This window comes from Streptomyces sp. NBC_01451 (assembly GCF_036227485.1).
Taxonomy (GTDB): domain Bacteria; phylum Actinomycetota; class Actinomycetes; order Streptomycetales; family Streptomycetaceae; genus Streptomyces.
On the sequence record NZ_CP109479.1, the window covers coordinates 3,209,344 to 3,230,671 of the forward strand.

The 21,328-nt window shown below is 71.0% G+C and carries 19 protein-coding genes and 1 pseudogene; 11 read left to right on the plus strand and 9 right to left on the minus strand.

Annotated elements, in window-relative coordinates; all coding sequences use genetic code 11:
- Window positions 1–87 precede the first annotated feature (87 nt).
- Complete coding sequence (locus OG595_RS13610) at window positions 88–2,121, minus strand: thioredoxin domain-containing protein (RefSeq protein WP_329282858.1); 2,034 nt, start codon at window positions 2,119–2,121, stop codon at window positions 88–90.
- A 334-nt stretch (window positions 2,122–2,455) separates the two neighbouring features.
- Here OG595_RS13610 and OG595_RS13615 point away from each other — a divergent pair, with 334 nt between their 5' ends.
- Window positions 2,456–5,779, plus strand: coding sequence for a tetratricopeptide repeat protein (locus tag OG595_RS13615; RefSeq protein WP_329271605.1), 3,324 nt, complete (start codon window positions 2,456–2,458; stop codon window positions 5,777–5,779).
- Window positions 5,780–5,822: 43 nt separating this feature from the next.
- On the opposite strand, the gene OG595_RS13620 is transcribed toward OG595_RS13615, so the two are convergent.
- Both OG595_RS13620 and mca read right to left on the minus strand, forming a co-directional pair.
- Window positions 5,823–6,110 (minus strand): hypothetical protein, encoded by a 288-nt coding sequence (locus OG595_RS13620; RefSeq protein ID WP_329271607.1) that lies wholly within the window; start codon window positions 6,108–6,110, stop codon window positions 5,823–5,825.
- Complete coding sequence (gene mca / locus OG595_RS13625; RefSeq protein WP_329282860.1) at window positions 6,103–6,963, minus strand: mycothiol conjugate amidase Mca; 861 nt, start codon at window positions 6,961–6,963, stop codon at window positions 6,103–6,105. Before mca ends, OG595_RS13620 begins: the two co-directional genes overlap by 8 nt.
- A gap of 199 nt (window positions 6,964–7,162) precedes the next feature.
- Between mca and OG595_RS13630 the strand changes: the two genes are divergently transcribed.
- Both OG595_RS13630 and greA read left to right on the plus strand, forming a co-directional pair.
- Window positions 7,163–7,561 (plus strand): DUF4307 domain-containing protein, encoded by a 399-nt coding sequence (locus tag OG595_RS13630; protein WP_329271610.1) that lies wholly within the window; start codon window positions 7,163–7,165, stop codon window positions 7,559–7,561.
- Window positions 7,562–7,764: 203 nt separating this feature from the next.
- Window positions 7,765–8,262, plus strand: coding sequence for a transcription elongation factor GreA (gene greA / locus OG595_RS13635; RefSeq protein ID WP_329271612.1), 498 nt, complete (start codon window positions 7,765–7,767; stop codon window positions 8,260–8,262).
- A 133-nt stretch (window positions 8,263–8,395) separates the two neighbouring features.
- Here the strand turns inward: greA and OG595_RS13640 are convergent, their stop codons facing one another.
- The 3 genes from OG595_RS13640 to ilvA all read right to left on the minus strand — a co-directional run bounded on the left by OG595_RS13640 (window position 8,396) and on the right by ilvA (window position 11,642).
- On the minus strand, window positions 8,396–9,202 hold the full coding sequence (locus OG595_RS13640) for an ABC transporter permease (RefSeq protein ID WP_329271615.1): 807 nt from the start codon (window positions 9,200–9,202) through the stop codon (window positions 8,396–8,398).
- Window positions 9,199–10,194 (minus strand): ATP-binding cassette domain-containing protein, encoded by a 996-nt coding sequence (locus tag OG595_RS13645; RefSeq protein ID WP_329271617.1) that lies wholly within the window; start codon window positions 10,192–10,194, stop codon window positions 9,199–9,201. The genes OG595_RS13640 and OG595_RS13645 overlap by 4 nt, the downstream gene beginning before the upstream one ends.
- Before the next feature lie 209 nt (window positions 10,195–10,403).
- A complete protein-coding gene (ilvA, locus tag OG595_RS13650; protein WP_329271619.1) occupies window positions 10,404–11,642 on the minus strand; it encodes a threonine ammonia-lyase in 1,239 nt (412 codons plus the stop codon).
- Between the two features lie 164 nt (window positions 11,643–11,806).
- Here ilvA and OG595_RS13655 point away from each other — a divergent pair, with 164 nt between their 5' ends.
- The 3 genes from OG595_RS13655 (at window position 11,807) to OG595_RS13665 (ending at window position 13,157) form a co-directional block, all read left to right on the plus strand.
- Entirely contained in the window at window positions 11,807–12,313 is a 507-nt protein-coding gene (locus OG595_RS13655) for a MarR family winged helix-turn-helix transcriptional regulator (RefSeq protein ID WP_164315801.1), read from the plus strand.
- Between the two features lie 95 nt (window positions 12,314–12,408).
- On the plus strand, window positions 12,409–12,912 hold the full coding sequence (locus OG595_RS13660) for a sigma factor-like helix-turn-helix DNA-binding protein (protein ID WP_329271621.1): 504 nt from the start codon (window positions 12,409–12,411) through the stop codon (window positions 12,910–12,912).
- Window positions 12,909–13,157 (plus strand): hypothetical protein, encoded by a 249-nt coding sequence (locus OG595_RS13665; RefSeq protein WP_329271623.1) that lies wholly within the window; start codon window positions 12,909–12,911, stop codon window positions 13,155–13,157. Before OG595_RS13660 ends, OG595_RS13665 begins: the two co-directional genes overlap by 4 nt.
- A 34-nt stretch (window positions 13,158–13,191) precedes the next feature.
- Here the strand turns inward: OG595_RS13665 and OG595_RS13670 are convergent, their stop codons facing one another.
- Window positions 13,192–14,346 carry a cystathionine gamma-synthase gene (locus OG595_RS13670; RefSeq protein WP_329271626.1) on the minus strand — a complete coding sequence of 385 codons (1,155 nt, stop codon included), beginning with the start codon at window positions 14,344–14,346 and terminating at the stop codon, window positions 13,192–13,194.
- Window positions 14,347–14,647: 301 nt separating this feature from the next.
- Here OG595_RS13670 and OG595_RS13675 point away from each other — a divergent pair, with 301 nt between their 5' ends.
- From OG595_RS13675 to OG595_RS13685, 3 genes are all read left to right on the plus strand, one after another.
- The gene (locus tag OG595_RS13675) at window positions 14,648–15,766 is read left to right on the plus strand and encodes a hypothetical protein (RefSeq protein WP_329271629.1); all 1,119 of its coding nucleotides are present in this window, start codon (window positions 14,648–14,650) and stop codon (window positions 15,764–15,766) included.
- A 256-nt stretch (window positions 15,767–16,022) separates the two neighbouring features.
- Window positions 16,023–17,684 (plus strand): M48 family metallopeptidase, encoded by a 1,662-nt coding sequence (locus tag OG595_RS13680; RefSeq protein ID WP_329271631.1) that lies wholly within the window; start codon window positions 16,023–16,025, stop codon window positions 17,682–17,684.
- The gene (locus tag OG595_RS13685) at window positions 17,681–18,853 is read left to right on the plus strand and encodes a hypothetical protein (RefSeq protein ID WP_329271633.1); all 1,173 of its coding nucleotides are present in this window, start codon (window positions 17,681–17,683) and stop codon (window positions 18,851–18,853) included. The genes OG595_RS13680 and OG595_RS13685 overlap by 4 nt, the downstream gene beginning before the upstream one ends.
- A gap of 189 nt (window positions 18,854–19,042) precedes the next feature.
- Here the strand turns inward: OG595_RS13685 and msrA are convergent, their stop codons facing one another.
- Both msrA and OG595_RS13695 read right to left on the minus strand, forming a co-directional pair.
- On the minus strand, window positions 19,043–19,555 hold the full coding sequence (gene msrA, locus OG595_RS13690) for a peptide-methionine (S)-S-oxide reductase MsrA (protein WP_327697351.1): 513 nt from the start codon (window positions 19,553–19,555) through the stop codon (window positions 19,043–19,045).
- Window positions 19,556–19,821: 266 nt separating this feature from the next.
- A complete protein-coding gene (locus tag OG595_RS13695) occupies window positions 19,822–20,493 on the minus strand; it encodes an NADPH-dependent F420 reductase (protein WP_329271638.1) in 672 nt (223 codons plus the stop codon).
- Window positions 20,494–20,592: 99 nt separating this feature from the next.
- Here OG595_RS13695 and OG595_RS13700 point away from each other — a divergent pair, with 99 nt between their 5' ends.
- Together OG595_RS13700 and OG595_RS13705 are read left to right on the plus strand one after the other, a co-directional pair.
- A complete protein-coding gene (locus tag OG595_RS13700) occupies window positions 20,593–20,970 on the plus strand; it encodes a winged helix-turn-helix transcriptional regulator (RefSeq protein ID WP_329271641.1) in 378 nt (125 codons plus the stop codon).
- Window positions 20,971–21,130: 160 nt separating this feature from the next.
- Window positions 21,131–21,298 (plus strand): annotated as a pseudogene (locus OG595_RS13705) (hypothetical protein); the annotation flags it as partial.
- Window positions 21,299–21,328 lie beyond the last annotated feature (30 nt).

Sequence of the window (21,328 nt, forward strand, 5' to 3'; positions counted from 1 at the left end):
GTTTGAGGACGAGCGCGATCAGCGCGAAAGGGGGGTCCGGGGGCGCAGCCCCCAGGGACGGGACGGGTAGGGCCGGCGGGAGCGAACTCAGCCCCCCAGCGCGATACGCAACCGCTCCGGATCGGTCGTCGGAGCGTCACACGTGAAGTTGCGGCAGACATACGCGGTGGGCTCACCACCGACGAGCGGCCGCCCGGCAAGCAACGGCAACTCCTCCCCGCCCGCGACCCCCACGGCGACCACGGCCCCCGGAGCCGTGGCCAGAAGCGCCGTACGGTGCAGAACGGTCGTGGCCGGATCACCGAGCGCCGGCCCGACGATCGCCACCTCCCGGGGCCCGTCCAGCAGCGCCTCCGCGACAGCGAGCCCCCACCCGATGAACCGCGGCACACGCGGCCCGAGCGCCTTCACGACCCCCAACGCCCGCTCGGCGGCGGCCCGATGGGGCTCGGACCCGGTCTGGGCGGCGTAACCGAGCAGCGCCCCCGCGGCGGCCGTCCACCCGGAGGGCACCGCGTTGTCGGTCGGATCCTGCGGCCGCCGGATGAGCTGCTCGGCGTCACTGGCGGTGTCGTACAGGGCCCCCGACCCGGCGTCGACGAACCGCGCGAGCACATGGTCGAGCAGGAACCCGGCGAACTCCAGCCACACCCCCTCCCCCGTCACGGAGGCAAGGGCGAGGAACCCCTCGGCGACATCGGCGTAGTCCTCCAGCACACCGGCGTTCGGACCGACCTGGCCGTCCTTGCTGGTACGGGCGAGATGCGCGCGGTCGTCCAGGTGAACCCGTACGAGGAGATCTGCGGCGGCCAGCGCGGCGTCCACGAGGTCGGGCCGCTCGAAGTAGGCACCGGTCTCGGCGAGCGCGGCGACGGCGAGCCCGTTCCAGGCGGCGACCACCTTGTCGTCCCGGCCGGGAGCGGGCCGCTCGCGACGGGCGCCGAGCAGCCGCGCCTTGACGGACTCGATCTTCTCGGCATCGAACACGCCCTCGTGCTGCGGAAGTTGGAGAACGGACGCCCCTTCCTCGAAGGTCCCGTCCGCCGTCACCCCGAAGTAGTGCGCGGCAAGCTCCGCGTCCTCGGCGCCGAGCACCTCGGTGAGCTGGGCCGGCGTCCAGACGTAGTAGGCGCCTTCGACGTGCTTGCCGGTCCCGTCGTCGCTGTCGGCGTCGAGCGCGGAGGCGAAACCCCCTTCGTTCGTGCGGAGTTCACGCACCAGGAAGTCGGCGGTCTCCAGGGCCACGCGCCGGGCGAGTTCGGAACCGGTGGCGCGCCAGAGGTGCGCGTACACGCGGCACAGCAGCGCGTTGTCGTACAGCATCTTCTCGAAGTGGGGCACGACCCACTCCCGGTCGACGGAGTACCGGGCGAAGCCGCCGCCGAGCTGGTCGTAGATCCCGCCCCGGGCCATGCGCTCGCAGGTGTCCTGGGCCATCTGGAGCGCCCCCTCGGCACCCGTACGGGCACTGTGCCGCAGCAGGAACTCCAGGGCCATGGACGGCGGAAACTTCGGCGCCCCACCGAATCCGCCGCGCTGGGCGTCGTACTCCCGGGTGAGCCCGAGCAGTGCCCGCGCCTGTTCCTCCTCACCGGGCGCCTCGGACGCGCCGTACCCGATCTCGCGCCCGGCGAGGTCCCGCACGATCTTCTGCGCGACCTCGGCGACCTCGTCGCGCCGGTCGGTCCAGGCGGCGCGGACCCCCTCCAGCACCTCCCGGAAGGAGGGCATGCCGCTGCGGGGCTCGGGCGGGAAGTAGGTACCGAAGTAGAAGGGTTCGGCGTCGGGGGTGAGGAACACCGTCATGGGCCAGCCGCCCTGGCCGGTCGCCGCCTGGACGGCCTCCATGTAGACGGCGTCGACGTCGGGCCGCTCCTCGCGGTCGACCTTGACGCTGACGAAGTGCTCGTTGAGGTAGTCGGCGGTGGTCCGGTCCTCGAAGGACTCGTGAGCCATGACGTGGCACCAGTGGCAGCTGCTGTACCCGACGCTCAGCAGGACCGGTCTGCCGCTCCGCCGCGCCTCCTCGAACGCCTCGGCCGACCAGGGCCACCAGTCGACCGGATTGTCGGCGTGCTGGAGGAGGTAGGGGGACGTCTCATGGGCCAGTCGGTTCGGCATGGGGTCCATCCTGCCGCAGTACCCGGCCCGTCGGACGGCAGGCGTATCCCGGACGATGACGTCCGGCTTCCCGACGCCACTGTCCGGCGCGCTGACGACGCCGGGGCAGGCGACGCGGCCCCTGTCGGCCGTCAGGCGGAAGCGGTCGCCCCGCTTCCCGTCGGCCCGGCACGAGCAGATCGCCGGCGTGCCCGGCACGGCGATCAGGTCCACACGCCCCCTCGCACCAATGCGCCGTCCGCAGGACACTTGACCAAGGAACCACCGAGGACAGGCCGTTGCTGTCAGATCGCCGTCGGATCACCGTCAGATCGCTGCCAGAGGGGGACACACCATGCGGGACAGCCACCGGGCGGAAGCCGAGCGGCTGTTGGGCCGGGCCGTGGAGGAAGAGGTACGGCGGTCCGGGGGGCGTACGGACGGGAGTGTGCTGCTGACGCGGGCGCGCGGGGCACTGGACACCATGGCGCAGTCGTCCGCGGAGGAGTACGCCGCGTACACGCGGGCGCTCGACGAGGCGAAGGCCGGACAGCTCACCTTCGGGCAGCGCTACGCCCGGGAGGGCGCCGGAACTCCCCTGCTGGTGGCGGCTGTCGCCGCGCTCGCGGCGGGCGTCGCCGACCTGGCCCTCGGCACCGGCACGGGCACCGCCGTGGGCGCGGCGCTGACCGTGGGCGTCGTGGGCGCCGCCGCGACCGTCCTCAAGGTGACCGCTTCCCATGTGCCGGCCGCCCACCACCGGGCCGGCGCCGTGAGCCAGCCCGGCGGTCCCGAGCAGCTGCGGCTGGCCTGGCTGACGGCGCTGGAGGTACGCGGCATCCGGCCGTTCCTCGACCAGCAGCGGGTGCTCAGCGCGTCCACCGGGCCGACGAAGAAGCCGGGGCCGAGGCTGCGCGGCAGTGACAAGAGCGCGGCGGCCCGCACACGCAGTGTCCTTGAGCAGTCGTTCGCCCAACTCCCGGACCCGGACGAGCCGTTCGCGGGCCGACGGCAGGAACTGACCCGTATCCGGCAGTGGGTGCACGCGGCCCGGGCGAGTACCGAGACCCGGCCGACCCTGGTCGTCCTGCACGGCGCGTCCGGCAGTGGCCGCAGCGCGCTCGCCATCCACGCGGCGCACGATCTGCGGGACCAGTTCCGGGGCGCGTGCGTGGTGGATCTGCGCGGCGACAGTCCGAAGGAGCCGCCGCTGCCCACCCGTGACGCCCTTCTCTACCTGCTGAACCGGCTCGGCGCCTCCCGCGAGCAGTCGCTCTTCCGTGAGCGTTCGTCACCGGACCAGCAGGTCAGAAGGCTGAGCGAGCTGTACAACCAGCATCTCACCGGGGTCCCGGTGACGATCGTCCTGGACGACGCGCAGGACCCCGAGCAGGTCCGCACCCTCGTCCCGGAGCGCTCCGACAGCCTCGTCGTCGTCACCTCCCGCGAGCCCCTCGCCCTTCCGGCCGACCTGCCCTTCTGGGTGCATCAGCTGCCCGTCACCCCCCTGGACGCGGCGGGCGCGGAGGAACTGCTGAACGCGTCCGCGCAGACGGAACCGGGATCGGGGTCCTCAGGGTCCTCAGGGTCCTCAGGGTCCTCAGGGTCCTCAGGGTCCTCAGGGTCCTCAGGGTCCTCAGGGTCCTCAGGGTCCTCAGGGTCAACGAGTCCATCAGATCCGTATGACGCCGAATCCGCCGAGCGAATAAGGGAGTTGTGCGGTGGGCTGCCGCTGGCGCTGCGCCTCGCGGGCTCCTCGCTCGGCCCGCGCAGCAGGCGCCGGCTGGCCGCCGATCTGGGCGCGTACGGTCCGGTCGAGCCGGTGGAGCGCGTGCTGTGGCTGCGCTACACCGATCAGCCGGAACCCGCCCGCCGGCTGCTGCGCAGGCTGGCGCTGGCCGGGCGGGCCTCCCTCGGCGCGGCGGCTGCCGCGGCCCTGCTGGCCACGGACCGGACTGAGGCGACCCGTCAGCTGGACGCGCTCGCCCGCGCGGGCCTGATCGACCATGTCCGAGGCAGCCGTTACCGTCTGCACGACCTGGTCCGCGCCTTCGCGCAGGCCCGTCTCCTCGACGAGGAGGAACCGGCGGAGCGCACGGCCGCGCAGGAACGTCTCATCGTGAGCTACGGCGAGCTGGCCGACTCGGTGCTGCGCCTGGTCGACGGCAACATGTCGACCCGCTCGGACCGCTTCAGCCCGCACGGCTTCACCTCCCTCGACGAGGCGCTGCGCTGGCTGGACGACGAGTCGAGCTTCATCACGGCGACGCTGCGGCACGCGGAGGGCGTGAACCGGGCAGCCGTGCTCAACCTGCTGGGCGCCCTGTGCGACTACTGCCTGCTGCGCGGCGACCTCTACCGGCTCGGTGAGATCAGTGAGCTCGCGGAGTCCGTCGACCAGGGTCTGCTGGTCCGCTCGGTGCAGTGGCGTACGGGTATCGCGGCCCGTCAGCTGGGCGAGCTGGACAAGGCGCGTACGACGCTCACCTCGGTCGTCGAGCTGTACATGGAGGCCCACCACGACGCGGGCGCCGCGCGGGCGCTGTGCTCGCTCGGCATCACGCTGCACCACCAGGGCAACCTGGGCGAGGCCGCGGCGAAGCTCCAGGAGGCCCTGGACCTCCAGCAGGCGCCCGAGCTGGCGACCGACCGCGCCTGGACGATGCACGCCCTCGCCGCCGTCGAACGCGACCGCTCCCGCCTCGCCGAGGCCTGGGACCTGCTGACCCGTTCCCTCGTCCTGCACAAGGAGGGCGAGTCGATCCACGGCGAGGCGTGGGCCCACTTCCAGCTCGGCCAGCTGGGCCTGCGGATGGGCGACGTCCCGCGCGCCGAGTCCGAACTGCGTACGGCCCTCGATCTGTACGGCCGTACGCGCGACGCCCGTGGCGAGGCCTGGGCGCTGACCCAGCTGGCCCGGGCCCGGCTGGTCGCCGGGGACGCGTCGGCGGCGGTGGACGGGCTGCGCCGGGCGGCGGCGGTCCACCGGGACAACGAGGACGCGCGCGGCGAGGCCTGGTCGGTCTACTACCTGGGCCAGTCCCTGGAGGAGACCGGCAACCTGGATCTGGCGGTCCGCGAGCTGGAACGTTCCCGCACGATGTTCTCCCGCATCCGCGACGTCTACGGCCTGGCCTGCGCCCGCCATCACTCCGCCCGCGTCACCCGCGACCAGCGGGCCGTCCAGACGGGCTCGCTGCGCAACTCGGGCTTCGCCCGCCAGCTCCTGGTGGACGCCCGCGCCGACTTCCAGCGCATCGGGGTGGCCCACGGCGAGGCCTGGACCTGCCTGGAGCTGGCCGTCGTCGACGCGGGCAACGCCCGCACCCAGCAGGCGCTGGCCCTGTGCGACGAGGCGATCGGCCTGTTCACGTCGTACGGCGACCGGCGCGGCGAGGACTGGGCGCGCTTCCTGCGCTGCACGCTCCTGCCGTACGCGGCCCCCGGCGGCGTCGAGATCGGCACGGCGGTGGCCCAGGAGGAGCTGGCCCAGCTCTCCCGTGGCCGCCATCCGTCCCGCGACGAGAAGCTCGACGACTTCGTCGATGCCTATCAGCTCCTGCTGGAGCGCGGGGTGGCCCTGGAGTCGGGCTGGCAGGGGTGGCGCCTGGGCATGATCCCGAACCGGCACGCCCGGGAGGTCATGGGGGTGCCGGTGGCTGCGGCCGGCCGACGGTAGGGGAAGCGTGGTCACCCGGTGCCGGGCACCCGGCGACCGCGCCTCACTCCTGCGCGGAGCCCTTGACCGTTCCCTTGGCCGCTCCCGTGGCCGTTTGCCCGGCCTGTTCACTGGCGGCGTCGGGAGTCTTCCGGGGGTCCGGCGCCTCCTTGAACTCGATCCTGCCCATCTGCTTGTTCATGGACTTCATCAGGGCCCACACGGCGAGAGCCATCACCGCGAACACGATGAAGCCGAGGACACCGGGGGTGACCTTGTCCTCGTCGACCTCCGCCGCGAACGGAAGGAGATGCGTCATTGCCAGGCTTGCGCTTGCGCTCATGTCAGGCATTGTCGCGGATGCCCGCAAAGAGGTCGTCCTCGGGGAGGGATGTGTCCACGAGCGACTTCGCCAGCTCGTACTCCTCCGTCGGCCAGACCTCCCGCTGAAGGTCCAGCGGCACCCGGAACCAGCCCCCGTCGGGGTCGATCTGCGTGGCGTGCGCGAGCAGCGCCTTGTCGCGGATCTCGAAGAACTCCGCGCACGGGACATGCGTGGTCAGCGTGCGCTCGGTGCGCTCGAACTCCGCCCACCGCTTCAGCCAGTCCCCGTACGGCGACTCCATGCCGCGCCCGATCAGCGCGTTGTGCAGCGCCTCGGTGCGCGGCCGGTTGAAGCCCTGGTTGTAGTACAGCTTCTGCGGCTGGTACGCCGGGCCGTACTCCGACTCGGGGTAGGTCTCGGTGTCCGCGGCGCCCTCGAAGGCCGCCATCGAGATCGTGTGGGTCATGATGTGGTCGGGGTGCGGGTACCCTCCGTTCTCGTCGTACGTCGTGATCACCTGCGGGCGGAACGCGCGGATCTGCTTCACCAGCTCACCGGCCGCCTTGTCCACGTCCTCCAGGGCGAAGCAGCCCTCGGGCAGCGGCGGCAGCGGGTCGCCCTCGGGCAGGCCGGAGTCGACGAAACCGAGCCACTCCTGCTTGATGCCGAGGATCTCGCGGGCCTCGTCCATCTCCTTCTTGCGTACCTCGTGGATGTGCTCCTCGATGTACTTGTCGCCCTGCAGCTTCGGGTTGAGGATGGATCCGCGCTCCCCGCCCGTGCAGGTCACGACGAGCACGTCCACCCCCTCGGACACGTACTTCGCCATGGTGGCCGCACCCTTGCTCGACTCGTCGTCGGGGTGCGCGTGCACGGCCATCAGTCGCAGCTGGTCAGTCAAGACTCAATCCTCGTAAGTCGGCATCCGGTGTGAGCGGACATTCAATAGGGGCCGTCCCGTAGGGACGTCGATGAGGGGCGGCGGTCGGGTGGCGGGTGGGAGACTTCTATAGTGACCGAACCGAGCGGCCAATAATTCCGGGGCCCGGCTTTCCAGGGCCCTCGCGGAGGGGACGATCATGAGTACGGCGACCACGCGACTGCCCGAGGGACGGTACGGCCGCTCCACGGACGAGCGCGCCGACCGCAGGCTCCGGATCGCCGCCGCGGTCCTCGGGTCGGTACTGCTCGTCGTGGTCGGCTGGTTCGGCTACCACTACGTCGTCGGCAACAAGATCAGCGCCGAGATCATCACCTTCAAGACGTACGACGACTCGGTCAAGGTTCATCTGGAGGTCCGCAAGGACTCCGGCACGAACGGCTACTGCACCGTCCGCTCCCAGGCCGAGAACGGCGCCGAGGTCGGCCGCGCCGACTTCCGCTTCGACGGTGACGCCACCCGCATCGACAGGCTCGTCACGCTCCGTACGACGTCCCAGGGGACCACGGCCGAGCTGCTCGGCTGTCACAGCGACTGAGGCAGCCGCCGGGTCATCAGCGCGGGTCATCGGCGGGGTCGCACTCATCACACAAGCACTGACCTGCGCCGACGTTTTTCTGATGGCTTATGTCCTCCCCCTGCCGCCGCTGAATTGTTAGGCTCGTGGTTTCGCCCATCCGTGGAGGAACATTCTTCTGGTAGGGCGATGCTTTGTATTCCCAGTACCTACGAGGAGCACCTGTGACCCAGACCAGCGAGAACGTCACCTGGCTGACCCAGGAGGCGTACAACAAGCTCAAGGACGAGCTTGAGCACCTTACTGGTCCTGCGCGCACGGAGATCTCGGCCAAGATCGCCGCTGCACGCGAGGAGGGCGACCTGCGCGAGAACGGCGGGTACCACGCCGCCAAGGAGGAGCAGGGCAAGCAAGAGCTCCGTGTGCGCCAGCTGACCCAGCTCCTGGAGAACGCGAAGGTCGGCGAGGCTCCGGCGGCGAACGGCTCGGTCGCGCCCGGCATGGTCGTGACCATTGCCTTCGACGGCGACGAGGACGACACGCTGACCTTCCTGCTCGCCTCGCGCGAGTACGCCAGCTCCGACATCGAGACCTACTCTCCGCAGTCTCCGCTCGGCAGCGGGGTGAGCGGCAAGAAGGTCGGCGCGGACGCCCAGTACGAGCTGCCCAACGGCAAGCTCGCCTCCGTGAAGATCCTGAAGGCAGTGCCCTACCAGGCCTGACCTGTCGGAACCGATCCGTCGGACCTGACGGAATCCCCTGCCTCGGCCCTTGCGATGTCCCCGGCGCCCTCCTGGCGCCGGGGACATCGTCATACCCGGGACGACCGGGACAACGGGGACGACCGAGGCGCCGTCATGCCGTGGCCGAGCGGTACTTGCGGACCGCCAGGGTGCGGAAGACGAGGATGATCAGGACCGAGTAGATCAGCGAGGCCCACACCGGATGCTGCATGGGCCAGGCGTCCGAAGGGGACAGGCCGGGGTCGCCGAAGAGCTGGCGGCACGCCTGCACGGTCGCGCTGAACGGGTTCCACTCGGCGATGTGTCGCAGCCAGGGCGTCATCTTGCTGGAGTCCACGAACGCGTTCGAGATGAAGGTCACCGGGAAGAGCCAGATCAGCCCACCGGAGGTGGCCGCCTCCGGGGTGCGCACCGACAGGCCGATCAGCGCGCCGATCCAGGTGAAGGCGTATCCCAGGAGAAGCAGGAGGCCGAAGCCGCCCAATATCTTCCCGACGTTGGTCGGGTCGACGGAGCCGGGGCGCCAGCCCACGAGCAGTGCGACGACCGAGAGGACGAGCAGTGTCAGAGCCGTCTGCACCAGGTCCGCGACCGTACGCCCGGTCAGCACCGCGCCACGCGCCATGGGCAGTGAGCGGAAGCGGTCGATCAGGCCCTTGTGCATGTCGTCGGCGATGCCGGCGCCGGAACTGGCGGTGGCGAACGTGACCGTCTGCGCGAAGATGCCCGCCATCAGGAAGTTCTTGTAGACGTCCAGATCGCTGCTGTCGCCGATCTGCATGGATCCGCCGAACACGTAGGTGAACAGCACCACGAACATGATGGGCTGGATGAGCCCGAACAGAATCATTTCGGGAATCCGGGTCATGCGAATCAAGTTCCGGCGTGCGATGACCAGGGAATCGTTCACGGCGCTCACTGGACGGTCTCCTTTCCGTTCTGCTTGCCGTTCTCCTGGTCCTTCACCTCGGCCAGGTGGCCGGTCAGGGAGAGGAAGACGTCGTCGAGGGTGGGGCGGCGCAGGCCGATGTCGTCTATCTCGATGCCGCGGCTGTCCAGTTCGCGGATGACCTCCGCGAGGAGCTTCGCGCCGCCGGTGACGGGCACGGTGAGTTTGCGCATGTGCTCCTGCACGGTGACCTCGCCCTGGCCCTTGCCGAAGACGTTGAGCACCTCGGACGCGGTCGTCATGTGCTCGCGCTCGTGCACGACGACCTCGACGCGCTCGCCGCCGGTACGGGCCTTGAGCTGGTCGGAGGTGCCGCGGGCGATGACACGGCCGTGGTCGACCACCGCGATGTCGTGCGCGAGGTGGTCGGCCTCCTCCAGATACTGCGTGGTCAGCAGCAGCGTCGTCCCTCCGGAGACCAACTGCTTGATGACCTCCCACAGTTGCTGGCGGTTGCGCGGGTCGAGGCCGGTCGTCGGTTCGTCCATGAACATCACCGGGGGCGAGACGACCAGGGCCGCCGCGAGGTCGAGCCGGCGGCGCATGCCGCCTGAGTAGGTCTTCGCTGGGCGGTCGGCGGCGTCCGTGAGGTGGAACTGCTCCAGCAGTTCGTCCGCGCGGGCCTTCGCCGCCTTCGACTTCATCTGGTACAGCTGACCGACCATCTGGAGGTTCTCGCGGCCGGTCAGATACTCGTCGACCGCCGCGAACTGGCCGGAGAGCCCGATCGAGCGGCGGACGGCGTCGGGGTGCTTCAGGACGTCGATGCCCGCGACGACCGCCGAGCCGCGGTCGGGCCGCAACAGGGTCGTCAGACAACGGACGGCGGTGGTCTTGCCTGCTCCGTTCGGCCCGAGCAGACCGAGGACCGTGCCCTCGGGGACGTCCAGATCGACGCCGTCCAGAGCCTTTACGTCACCGAAGGTCTTCACCAGGCCTTCGGCATAGATGGCACCTGGCATATCAGTTCTCCACGTGGTTGAGGATTACCGCAAAAGCCTAGATTTTTCCCCTTCGCCCCGCCCGGCGAGCGAAGGAAGGGCGAGAGAGCGGATGGGAGGTGGACAGGGAGCGGATGAGAGAGCGGCGCAGTGGCGTGACACACACCATAACGCGATGTATCGCGTCTCTCAACGCATTTTCCCAGAGCCACCCGTCCGAGTGAGTGACCTCAGTCGATGACGAGGTAACCGGCCTCGCGCAGCGCCAGACCGACCTCGGCGCAGTGCGCCGGCCCCTTGGTCTCCAGATGCAGCTCGACCTCCGCCTCCGTGAGCCCGAGCCGCGGATCGGTCCGGACATGGCTCACGTCGAGGACATTAGCGTCCACCACTGACAACACCCCGAGCAGCGTCGCGAGGGCGCCCGGCCGGTCCGTCAGACGCAGCCGAACCGCCAGGTAGCGGCCCTGTGCGGCCATGCCGTGGCGCAGGATACGCTCCAGCAGCACCGGGTCGACGTTGCCGCCGGACAGCACGGCGACGATCGGCCCCTCGAAGGCCCCGGGCTCGCTCAGCAGCGCGGCGACCGGGCTCGCCCCCGCCGGTTCCACGACGAGCTTGGCGCGCTCCAGGCAGAGCAGCAGCGCGGCCGACAGTTCGTCCTCGCTGACCGTGCGGACCTCGTCGACCAGCTCGCGGATGATTCCGAACGGCACGTCTCCGGGCCGCCCGACCTTGATCCCGTCGGCCATCGTGACCGGGTTGGCGACCGACACCGGCCGACCGGCCGCCAGCGAGGGCGGGTACGCCGCCGCGCCCGCCGCCTGCACACCGACGATCCTTACGTCGGGCCGCACCGACTTCACGGCGACCGCGATCCCGGCGGCCAGGCCGCCTCCGCCGATCCCGACGAGGATCGTGCGCACCTCGGGGCACTGTTCCAGGATCTCCAGGCCCACCGTGCCCTGTCCGGCGATGATGTCGGCGTGGTCGAAGGGGTGGATCAGCACCGCGCCCGTCCGGTCCGCGTACTCCTGGGCGGCGATGAGCGCCTCGTCGACGACCTGACCGTGCAGCCTCACCTCGGCGCCGTACTCGCGGGTGGCGCTGATCTTCGGCAGTGGCGCGCCCTGCGGCATGAACACGGTGGCACGGACACCGAGCAGCGCGGAGGCCAGCGCGACCCCCTGCGCGTGGTTGCCGGCGCTGGCCGCGACGACACCGGCGGCGCGCTCCTCGGCCAGCAGCCCGGCGATACGGACGTACGCGCCGCGCAGCTTGAAGGAACCGGTCCGCTGGAGGTTCTCGCACTTGAGGTGCACCGGGGCGCCCACCAGCTGGGACAGGTACCGGCTGCCCTCCATGGCCGTCACCCGCGCAACGCCCATGAGCATCTTCTGGGCACCGCGTACGTCGTCCAGGGTGACGGGCCTCAGGGAGTGCAAGGAGTCAGCCGTGCTGTAGCTCATGACCCAAGTCTCGCAGTTCACAGGCGCGGGCTCGCGGTGTGACCAAGCTCCGAGATCGGTTTTCGCAGCGTCGGTACGGGCCGCCTTTCTCCCGCGTACCCTGTCCCCCAACCCAGCACCCCCTTTGATGAAGCGAGCCCCCGGCCATGCCCACAACACCTGAAATGTCGATGGACATGACGACCGTCGGTGACAGCGGTCTCCTCGACACGTTGCAGCACGAGGTCGCGGTGTTCGCGCGCCGTGCCGAACAGACCCGGCTCGGGGGAGTCGGGCAGGTGCGCAACTCGATGGACCGCGCCGCGTATCTGCTGCTCAACCGCCTCGACAAGGAAGGCCCGATGGGCGTCAAGGCGCTCGCCGCGAGCATGGGCATCGACTCGTCGACGGTCACCCGGCAGGTGGCTCCGCTCGTCGACACGGGCCTCGTCAAGCGGACCTCGCACCCCGAGGACGGGCGGGCCGTGGTCCTCCAGCTGTCCCCGCGCGGGCTCTCGCGGCTGGAGGAAGTACGGTCGTCCAGGCGTCAGTTGATGGCCGAACTGACGCAGGAGTGGGCGCCGGAGGAGCGCGAGGTGTTCTGCACGCTCCTCACGCGCTTCAACACCGCGCTCTCCGCCCGCCAGGCCTCCCAGGGCATCCCGGTGGGCGAGCCGGAGTCCGCCTCCTGACCGGCTCCCGGCAGCTCCTGCTTCCCGGCTCTTGACCGGCGGGCGGCATCTGGCCTCAGATGAGACCGGGTCCTTGTCGCACGGCGGGAGGCACGGTGCGAGCACGGCAGGTGTCCCGAGGTGCCGGAGCGGCCAGGGATTTCGAGGCGTTCGTCGCGGGCGCGGCGGGCCGGCTGCTGCACACGGCCACGCTGCTCACGGCGGAGGCGCCGCACGACAACCCGCGCGCGCGGCGGCTGCTCACGTACGCCTTGGCGCACACGTACGCGTGCTGGGACCGGATGCGCGGCGAGGACCCGTACGACCTGGCCCGCCAGTATCTCGCCGTTCGTTTCGCGCGCGGGGCCTGGCACCAGTACGGCGGTCTCGGCCGGGCCCGCCCGCACCCCGACAGTGCCCTGGCCCGGCTCACCCCCCAACAGCGGCTGATCCTGGTCCTGCGGCTGTACGAGGGGGTTGGTGAGGAGCAGACGGGGGCGCTGCTCGGACTGCCCACGGAGCGCGTCCACGCGATCTGCGACCGGGCGACAGCGACGCTTCTGCATCCGCCGCGGGGCCCGGCGCCGGCCGTGGCCGGGCCGAAGGCGGTGCCGTCGTGAGCCGGCGGGACCGGGAGGCCGCCGCACGGCAGCGGATGGAGCGTACGCCGCCTCCGGTGCCACCGGACCTGTACGTGGAGGTCGTACGGCGCGGCACCCGCATGCTGCGGCGCAGGCGGGCGGCGCGGCGGCTGATGTGGCTGCTGCTGTTCGTCGCGGTGGTCGCCTTCAGCCTGTGGGCGGCGACGGTACAGCCCTGGGTGGAGCCGCCGTCGGAGACGACTCCACCGCTGAACGGCTGGTGAGAGCCGGTCGCGGGGACCGGGTCCCGGCCAGTCCCTAGCCGAGGGCCTGCTGGAGGTCTTCCAGGAGGTCGTCGACGTTCTCGATGCCCACGGAGAGGCGTACCAGGTCGCCCGGCACCTCCAGGGCCGACCCGGCGACGGACGCGTGCGTCATACGTCCCGGGTGCTCGATCAGGGACTCCACGCCACCGAGGGACTCGCCGAGCGTGAACACCTTGGCGCGGTTGCAGACCTCGACGGCCGCCTCCTCGCCGCCCTGGACCTGGAACGACACCATGCCGCCGAACGCCCGCATCTGCTTGGCGGCGACCTCGTGACCGGGGTGCTCCGGGAGCCCCGGGTAGAGAACGCGCGTCACGCGCGCGTGCCGGGTGAGCATGTCGGCGATCTTCGTGGCGTTCTCGCTGTGCCGGTCCATCCGCACGGAGAGCGTCTTCGCGCCGCGCAGCACCAGCCAGGAGTCGAAGGGCCCGGCGACCGCGCCCATCGCGTTCTGGTGGTACGCCAGTTCCTCGCCGAGTTCCTGGTCACCGGTGACCAGCGCACCGCCGACGACGTCGGAGTGGCCGCCCATGTACTTGGTCAGGGAGTGCACGACGACGTCGGCGCCGAGGGCCAGCGGCTGCTGGAGGTAGGGCGTGGCGAAGGTGTTGTCGACGACGAGCCGGGCGCCGGCCTCGCGGGCGATCTGGGCGACGGCGGCGATGTCGGTGATGCCGAGAAGGGGGTTGGAGGGCGTCTCCACCCACACGGCCTTGGTCTTCGGGGTGAGGGCGGCCCGTACGGCCGCGGGGTCGCTGGTGTCGGCGACCGACCACTCCACGCCCCACCGGGCGACGACCTTCGCGAAGAGACGGAACGTGCCGCCGTACGCGTCGTTGGGGATGACGACGTGGTCGCCGGGGCTGAGCAGCGTACGCAACAGGCAGTCCTCGGCCGCCAGTCCGGACGCGAACGCGAGACCGCGGCGACCGCCCTCCAGGGCCGCGAGGTTCTCTTCGAGGGCGGTACGGGTCGGATTGGCGCTGCGGCTGTACTCGTAGCCGCCGCGCAGCCCGCCGACGCCGTCCTGCTTGTAGGTCGAGACCTGGTAGATCGGCGGGACGACCGCGCCGGTGAGGGGATCCGCGGTGTTGCCCGCGTGGATCGCGAGGGTCTCGAAGTGCTGACTGATGTGCCTGTCGCTCATGTGGACCGAGGGTAGTCCGCCCACGCGTTCACTGCCGTCCACGCCCCCGGGGCGCGGGGCCGGGCGGGCCGGAAGGAGCCCGGGGCGGGCCGGAGCGGCTCTCCGGGGTGTACCCGGGGTTTCCGGGGCGGCTGAGGGCGGGCCGGGTGCCGGCGGGCCCGTCGGCACCTGTCGGGCGACCGGTCGGGCAGCCGGTCGGGCAGCCGGTCAGAGGCGGTTTCCGGGGGCTCCGGGAGGCTTCCTGAGGCCTTTGTCCCGACCGGGTTGGCCAATTGTCAGAGGCGTCTGGTTCGCTGGAGGCATGCAGATTCTCTGGGTCCTGATGGCACTGGTCATGCTCGGCTTCGTGGTGTTGCCGTTCGTGCGGCGCAGGAGTGCCGGTATTCAGCAGGTCGCCCCCGGTGACCCGGACGCCGCGGACCCGGCGAACTACGGCTTCGTCCGGCAGGAGGCGCTGGACATCCGTATGCCCGGCCCCGACCAGGACCTGCTGGACGTACTGGACGTCGTGCAGCGCACGCAGGACTACAGAGCGGCGGCGCAGCTGCTCGCCGGCACGGAGAAGGACGGCGAGCAGCGCTGGCAGCGCGTGCAGGCCTTCGCGGGCGCCGCGTCGCTGGAGCTGCGGCAGCGCCCCGGCGGGGTGAGCGAGACGCCGGGCGGCCAGTGGCTGCGGGTGTGGCGGACGGAGGCGCCCAAGGACCCGGGCGGCGCGGCGGTGCACGCGGAGTTCCTGGTGCAGCAGGCGTGGCGGACGTCGTCGCCCGGGACGGACGAGTTCCGGATCATCATGGAGGAGGCGAAGGCGGCGTGCGCCGACGCGGCCCTCCTCTCCCCCGGCGACCCGGTCCCGTACATCGTCGAACTGTCGGTGGCGCGCGGACTGGGGTACTCCCGGCCGGAGTTCGAGCAGCTCTGGCTGAAGATCCTCGACCGCGCGCCGGAACACATGGGGGCGCATCTCGCGGCCCTGCACTACTGGTGCGAGAAGTGGCACGGTTCGCGCGCGCTGGCGATGTCGTTCACGGAAGCGGCGGCGGCCCGGGCTCCACAGGGCTCCCTGCTGGCGGCGATGCCGCTGTTCGCGGTCTTCGAGCACATGCCCGAGGTGAACCTGGTCAGCGGCTTCTACCAGAGCGAGGTGGTGACGAAGTCGATCCACGGCGCGCTGTACGCGGTCCACGCGGCCCGGCCGGGCGACCCGATGCTCGCTCACGTACGCCATCTACTGATCTTCTTCCTGGTGCGCTCCGAGCGCTGGGCGGAGGCGATGAACCAGCTGGTGCACGTCGACGGCCACGTGGGTGCCCTCCCCTGGACCCTCACCGCCGACCCGGCGTCGGAGTTCGCGGTGTACCGGGCGCTGGCGGTGGCGGGGTACGAGGCGAACGGCGGAAGCCCGGCGACGCTCCTGCGATGAGGACGGGAGCGGACCGGTGACCGGTGACGGGTGACGGGTGACGGGGACAGTCAGAGCCCCGGGAGAAGGGAGCGGGGCGGAGATCGTCCGTCCTGACGCCTTCTTTCCTGCTCCGTACCCGGTGGCATGATCATGTCTTGCCTGCCCGCGTGCCCGTAGGCGATACTCCGCTTTCCCCCACCCGCCGGTCATGTCCCCACCGCTCGGCCGCGCGCCCTTCCTACCGTCCCCGTTCCCGTGGAGGGATCCCGGCCCGATGGGCTCGACCCTGCGCGCGCTGCGCGCTCTCGTACTGCTCGCCGGCTTCTATCTGCTCGGCGTGCTCCTGCTGGCAGTACTCGCCGGCACCGACTACCTGCTCTTCGCGCACGCCCCGGCCGCCGTCGCGACAAAGCTGGCGGTCGTCTCCGTACTGCTGGCGATTCCGTTGGTCCGTGGCCTGCTCATGCTGCGCACACCGAAGGGCGAGGAGCCCGCCGGCCTGCCCGTGTCCGAGGCGGACGAGCCGGAACTCTGGCGTACCGTGCGGGAGTTGGCCGACCAGGTCGGCACCCGCGCCCCGTCCCGCATTCTCCTCACCGGTGACGTCAACGCCGCCGTCAGCGAGGACGCCCGGCTGCTCGGCCTCCTCCCCGGCCGTCGCCTGCTCTGTCTCGGCGTACCTCTCATGCAGGGTCTGACCGAGGCCCAGCTGCACGCGGTCCTCGCCCATGAACTCGGCCACTACGCCGGCTCCGACACCCGCCTGGCCGCCCTCACCCTGCGCGGGCGCGTCCAACTCCTGCGCACCATAAGAAACTTCGAGGAGCGAGCCGGCAGCACGGAGGCCCGGGAGCGGGTCCGGCAGGAGCGGAAGAACGCCAGGGCCGTGGCCAGGGGCAAGGAAGGCCGGGAGATCGACACGGGCGGCGCGGGCATCACGTACCGCGTACTGGCCCGGGTCTACACCGCGTACGCCGAGTTGTACCTGCGCGCCACGCTCGCCGACTCCCGCCGCCAGGAGTACGCCGCCGACGCCTCGGCCGCCCGGATCGCCGGACGCGACGCGACCGCCTCCGCACTGCGCGAAATCCCGGTGCTGACCGGCGCGTTCGGGTTCTACGCGCGCAGCTACGCCACCCTGGGCACCGACGCCGGGCTGCTGCCGCCACGCGGTCAGGTGTTCGGCGGCTTCGGCCGCATGCTGACCGCCCGCCAGCTCGAACTGGCGGGCCTGCGCAGCGAGTTGCCCACGGAGCCGGCCTCGCCGTACGACTCCCATCCGCCCGTCGCGGACCGCGTACGCCGTATCGAGCTGCTTCCCGCCGACGGCCGCGCGGACGAGGCCCACGGCGCGGCCATCGCCGTCCTGGCCGACGAGGAGCGCACGTTCGCCGCACTGGAGGACGCGGTCCTGACGGACGAGGTACGGCAGTTGCGGCGCGCCGCCGACTGGCCGGAGCTCCTCGACGGAGCGATGGCGGCCAACCTCGCCGCGCTCAACACCCCGCTGCACCGGGCCCTGGCCCTGTACACGAAGGACCGCCCCACCCTCCCGGCCCTGCTCACCCTCATCGACAACGGCCAACTGTGGCAGCTGGCGCGCCGGTTGCCGCTGTCGGACGAGGCGGTCGCGGCGAAGGGACGTGCGTTCCGCGAGTTCGTACGCCCGACCCTGCACAACTCGCTGCACAGCATGGTGATGGCGGAGTTCAGCGCGCGGTCGCGGATGCGCTGGGAGTTCTCCTGGGAACAGTCGGCGAAAGCGCGTCTGCTCCCGCCACCGGGCAGCACGCCCGAGGACGGAGCCCCGGGGCTCGACGCCGCGATCGCCCTCGCCGTGGACACGGCTCTCGCCGACTCCCCGGACACCGCCCCGCTGCGCTCCCTGCTTCCCCCCGCTCCCCGCTCCCCCCGAGAAACGGACGCCCCCCGATGACCGTACTGCTGTGGATCCTGGGCATCCTGGCCGTGCCCACACTGATCTTCGTGCTCTGGCTGGGCGGGGTGTTCGTCAAGGAGTTCATCGCCCAGACCAGGGGAACGGGCGGCGGCGAGGACGGTGAAGGTGACGGCGGTGCCGAGGCGGCCGAACAACTCGGGCTGCTGCCCGCCGAACGGCAGAACACCGAGTACGCGGGACCGCTGCCCGACGACTGGGAGGCGGCGTTGAACACGGTCCGGGGTGGCGGCGACGGCTGGAAGGCAGCCGCCGGACTGCTGCGCGACATCGGCCGGGACTGGGAAAGCCGTTCCTGCGCCGTCAACCTGCTGGCGAAGCTCGCGGCCGAGGACGACAGCTGGCTGCTCGCCTGGGAGGCCGACGGACCGGACGGCCCCGACGACCCGGACGCGGCCATGGTCCGCGCCAAGAGCACGGTGAACCTCGCCTGGAACATCCGGGGCTCCCAGCGGGCCGACAACACGACGGGCGAGCAGTTCGCGGGCTTCCACCGCCTGCTGCAGCGCTCCCGCGAGGAGATAGCCAGGGCGGCGGCACTCAGCCCGGACGACCCGACGCCGTACATCACGGAGATCTGGACCGCGCTCGGGCTCGGCTACCCGCACTCCGAGATGGACCGGCTGTGGTCCGAGCTCACCGCCCGCGACCCCCACCACTACGAGGCGCATTTCTCGGCGCTGCAGTACTGGTGCAAGAAGTGGCGCGGCTCGGAGGAGCTCGCGACCGGGTTCGCCGAGCGGGCGGCGGCCTCCGCACCGCTGGGCAGCCTGTTGACGGCCCTGCCGCTGATCGCCCACTTCGAGCATGACGAGTCGGACGACGTCGAAGCCGACCGGACCCCCGAGATGATCGCCCGCGTGAACGCCGGTCTCGCCGACGCCGCGGCGGCCGACCCGGCCCATCCGCGGCTGTCGGAACTGCGCCACCTCCTGGCGTACTACCTTTCCCTCCAGGACCGTGACGAGGCCGCGATCGAGCAGTTCAGGCTGGTCGACGGGCATGTGAACGCCCTGCCGTGGCGCTACCGCGGCACCCGGATGACGGCCCGCTACTGCCACATCCGGAACCTGTCGGCGCAGGCGGTCGTGTCGGCGGCGGCTGAACAGCAGGCCACGGCGGCGGGGGCGGGAGCCGGGGCGAGCTGACCGGGGTCGGCCGGAGCGACAGAACGCGGCCGGTATCGATGGTGCTGCCACCGATACCGGCCGCGCCCGGTGGACTCGGCTCACTGCGGCTCGCCGGGACCCAGACCAGTCAGCATGCGCTTCCGCCTTCCACCCTCCGGCTTCCGGCTTCCGGCTTCCGGCTTCCGGCTTCCGGCGAACCGCCTCTCGTCAGCCCTCCGTGCGGGCGGGCAGCCGCCATCCCGGGCGGGGGAAGTGGCAGGTGTAGCCGTTCGGGTAACGCTGCAGGTAGTCCTGATGCTCGGGCTCGGCCTCCCAGAAGGGGCCGACCGGCTCCACCTCGGTGACGACCTTGCCCGGCCACAGCCCGGAGGCGTCCACATCCGCGATCGTGTCCTCGGCGATGCGCTTCTGCTCGTCGTCGACGTAGTAGATCGCCGAGCGGTAGCTGAGGCCGATGTCGTTGCCCTGGCGGTTCTTGGTGCTCGGGTCGTGGATCTGGAAGAAGAACTCCAGGAGCGCGCGGAAATCGGTGCCCGCGGGGTCGAAAAGGATCTCGATGGCCTCCGCGTGCGTGCCGTGGTTCCGGTACGTCGCGTTCGGGACGTCCCCGCCGGTGTAGCCGACCCGGGTCGCCGTCACGCCCGGGAGTCGGCGGATCAGCTCCTCCATCCCCCAGAAGCATCCACCCGCCAGCACCGCCCTCTGCGTCTGCGCAGTCATCGAGGCCCCTCCAATTCCTGTCGGCTCGGTCCACTCGGTCCACTCGGCCTGCCCGGCTCGTACACCACCTGGCATCCCTCGGCCATTCTCCTCAACACGCGAGGGCTCCAGGCGATTCCGTTCCCCTCACCGGGACTACCGGCAGCGCCGGGCCCGCAGGCATCGCGCCGGAACCGGAGGCAGCACCATGGCCACCTCTGTGAGCGGGTGAGCCCGTCACCTGAAGGGACTGAGGGAACTGAGGGAACTGAAAGAACTGAAGCGACTCAGAGAACCTGAGGAACTTGAGGATCCTGGGGGACTTGGGGGACTTGAGGGACGGCGGAGTTGGGGTCGAACCCCGCGAAAGCCAGGCCGATGACGAAGCCCGCCACCTCCTCCAACTGGCGGACGCGATCCAGCGCCCCCAGAGTCGCCGGGATCCCGCCCACGTCACGGACCAGTTCGCCGACGACGTCCAGCGCCGCCGGGTCGTCGCCGCACATCGCCACCGTCACCCGGGAGTGGCCGCCGTCGGGCGGGCTCGTCCACCGGCCGGCGGGAAAGAGATGGAACGCCTTCACGACCCGGGCCCCGGGAGCGAGCCCGGCGATCCGCGCCGCCATCGACTCCCCGTTTCCCGTGAGCAGGGTGCCGACACCATGTGCCACAGCGTTCGTGGGATCGATCAACGGCGTCCCGTCGAGTACGCCGTCTGCCGCGCGCACCGATTCCAGCATGTCCTCGACGCCGTCCCATGACACGGCCAGCAGCACCGCATCGCGCCCGACGACCGCCTCACGCGGCGGGACGGCGCGCACGCCGTGCCCCAGCCGCCCGACAAGCGTCTCCGCCTTCACCCGCGACCGCCCGCCGATCGCCACCTCATGCCCCGCCCGCGCCCACCCCTCGCCCAGGGCCGCCGCAAGTACCCCTGTTCCCAGGATCCCGATACGCATCGTCGCCACCTCTCAAACAGTGCTCGGTCGGGTAGGCACGGTATGCGGGGCGTTGCGCACCGATCGGTACGTGACCACCACGGGATGATGGGCCGCGAGATGACTGATCACGACGTTCACTGCCTCGACTTCGTCGCCGACTGCCGTCTGCGCGCGGCCACTGACCTCTTCACGCACACCTGGGATCCCGTCGTACTGGCGGCTCTTCGCCTGGGGCCGCGCCGACGCCGTGAGCTGCGCACCGCGATCGGCGGCATCAGCGACAAGGTCCTCACCGAGTCCCTGCGCCGTCTGCTCGCCGCCGGACTGCTCGACCGCCACGCACACGCCGAGGCCCCGCCACGCGTCGAGTACGTCCTGACCGGCCTGGGGCAGAGTCTGGTCGAGGGCCCGATGACGGTGCTCGGCCGCTGGGCGATCGAACACGCCGACGAGCTTCTGGAGGCCCGGGAGAGCAGTGCCTCAGGAGGCTGGTGACCCTGCTGTCTCCTCTCGCAGAGCGGGAATCAGCTCTGCGAGCCGCTCAAGCTGATCGCGCTGGGAGCGCAGGCCAAGGGCCCCGAGGCGGGCGACGACGTGGCGAGCACCGGCGGCTGCGTACTGTCCCAGACGCTCTCTGACCTGGGCGGCGGAGCCGGTGACGACCTTCGCCACCGCGATCGACGTGACGCTCGCCGAGCTGAAACTGGAGGCGTTCCTGCCGGCCGATCAGGCAACGGCGCACGCTCTTCCGGCGGCTGCGGGGGCGATGGCTCCGGCTGCCGTGGAGATGTGCACGACGGGCGTGGTCCCGGGCCGGAAGTGAGCAGCCATGTCGGTGTGACGTGAGTACCCA

Bases quoted from the DNA above. Each gene is read 5' to 3' on its own strand.
- OG595_RS13610 (WP_329282858.1), bottom strand. From the start codon at position 2,121: ATGCCGAACCGACTGGCCCATGAGACGTCCCCCTACCTCCTCCAGCAC.
- OG595_RS13615 (WP_329271605.1), top strand. From the start codon at position 2,456: ATGCGGGACAGCCACCGGGCGGAAGCCGAGCGGCTGTTGGGCCGGGCC.
- OG595_RS13620 (WP_329271607.1), bottom strand. From the start codon at position 6,110: ATGCCTGACATGAGCGCAAGCGCAAGCCTGGCAATGACGCATCTCCTT.
- mca (WP_329282860.1), bottom strand. From the start codon at position 6,963: ATGGCCGTGCACGCGCACCCCGACGACGAGTCGAGCAAGGGTGCGGCC.
- OG595_RS13630 (WP_329271610.1), top strand. From the start codon at position 7,163: ATGAGTACGGCGACCACGCGACTGCCCGAGGGACGGTACGGCCGCTCC.
- OG595_RS13645 (WP_329271617.1), bottom strand. From the start codon at position 10,194: ATGCCAGGTGCCATCTATGCCGAAGGCCTGGTGAAGACCTTCGGTGAC.
- ilvA (WP_329271619.1), bottom strand. From the start codon at position 11,642: ATGAGCTACAGCACGGCTGACTCCTTGCACTCCCTGAGGCCCGTCACC.
- OG595_RS13655 (WP_164315801.1), top strand. From the start codon at position 11,807: ATGTCGATGGACATGACGACCGTCGGTGACAGCGGTCTCCTCGACACG.
- OG595_RS13670 (WP_329271626.1), bottom strand. From the start codon at position 14,346: ATGAGCGACAGGCACATCAGTCAGCACTTCGAGACCCTCGCGATCCAC.
- OG595_RS13675 (WP_329271629.1), top strand. From the start codon at position 14,648: ATGCAGATTCTCTGGGTCCTGATGGCACTGGTCATGCTCGGCTTCGTG.
- OG595_RS13680 (WP_329271631.1), top strand. From the start codon at position 16,023: ATGGGCTCGACCCTGCGCGCGCTGCGCGCTCTCGTACTGCTCGCCGGC.
- OG595_RS13685 (WP_329271633.1), top strand. From the start codon at position 17,681: ATGACCGTACTGCTGTGGATCCTGGGCATCCTGGCCGTGCCCACACTG.
- msrA (WP_327697351.1), bottom strand. From the start codon at position 19,555: ATGACTGCGCAGACGCAGAGGGCGGTGCTGGCGGGTGGATGCTTCTGG.
- OG595_RS13695 (WP_329271638.1), bottom strand. From the start codon at position 20,493: ATGCGTATCGGGATCCTGGGAACAGGGGTACTTGCGGCGGCCCTGGGC.
- OG595_RS13700 (WP_329271641.1), top strand. From the start codon at position 20,593: ATGACTGATCACGACGTTCACTGCCTCGACTTCGTCGCCGACTGCCGT.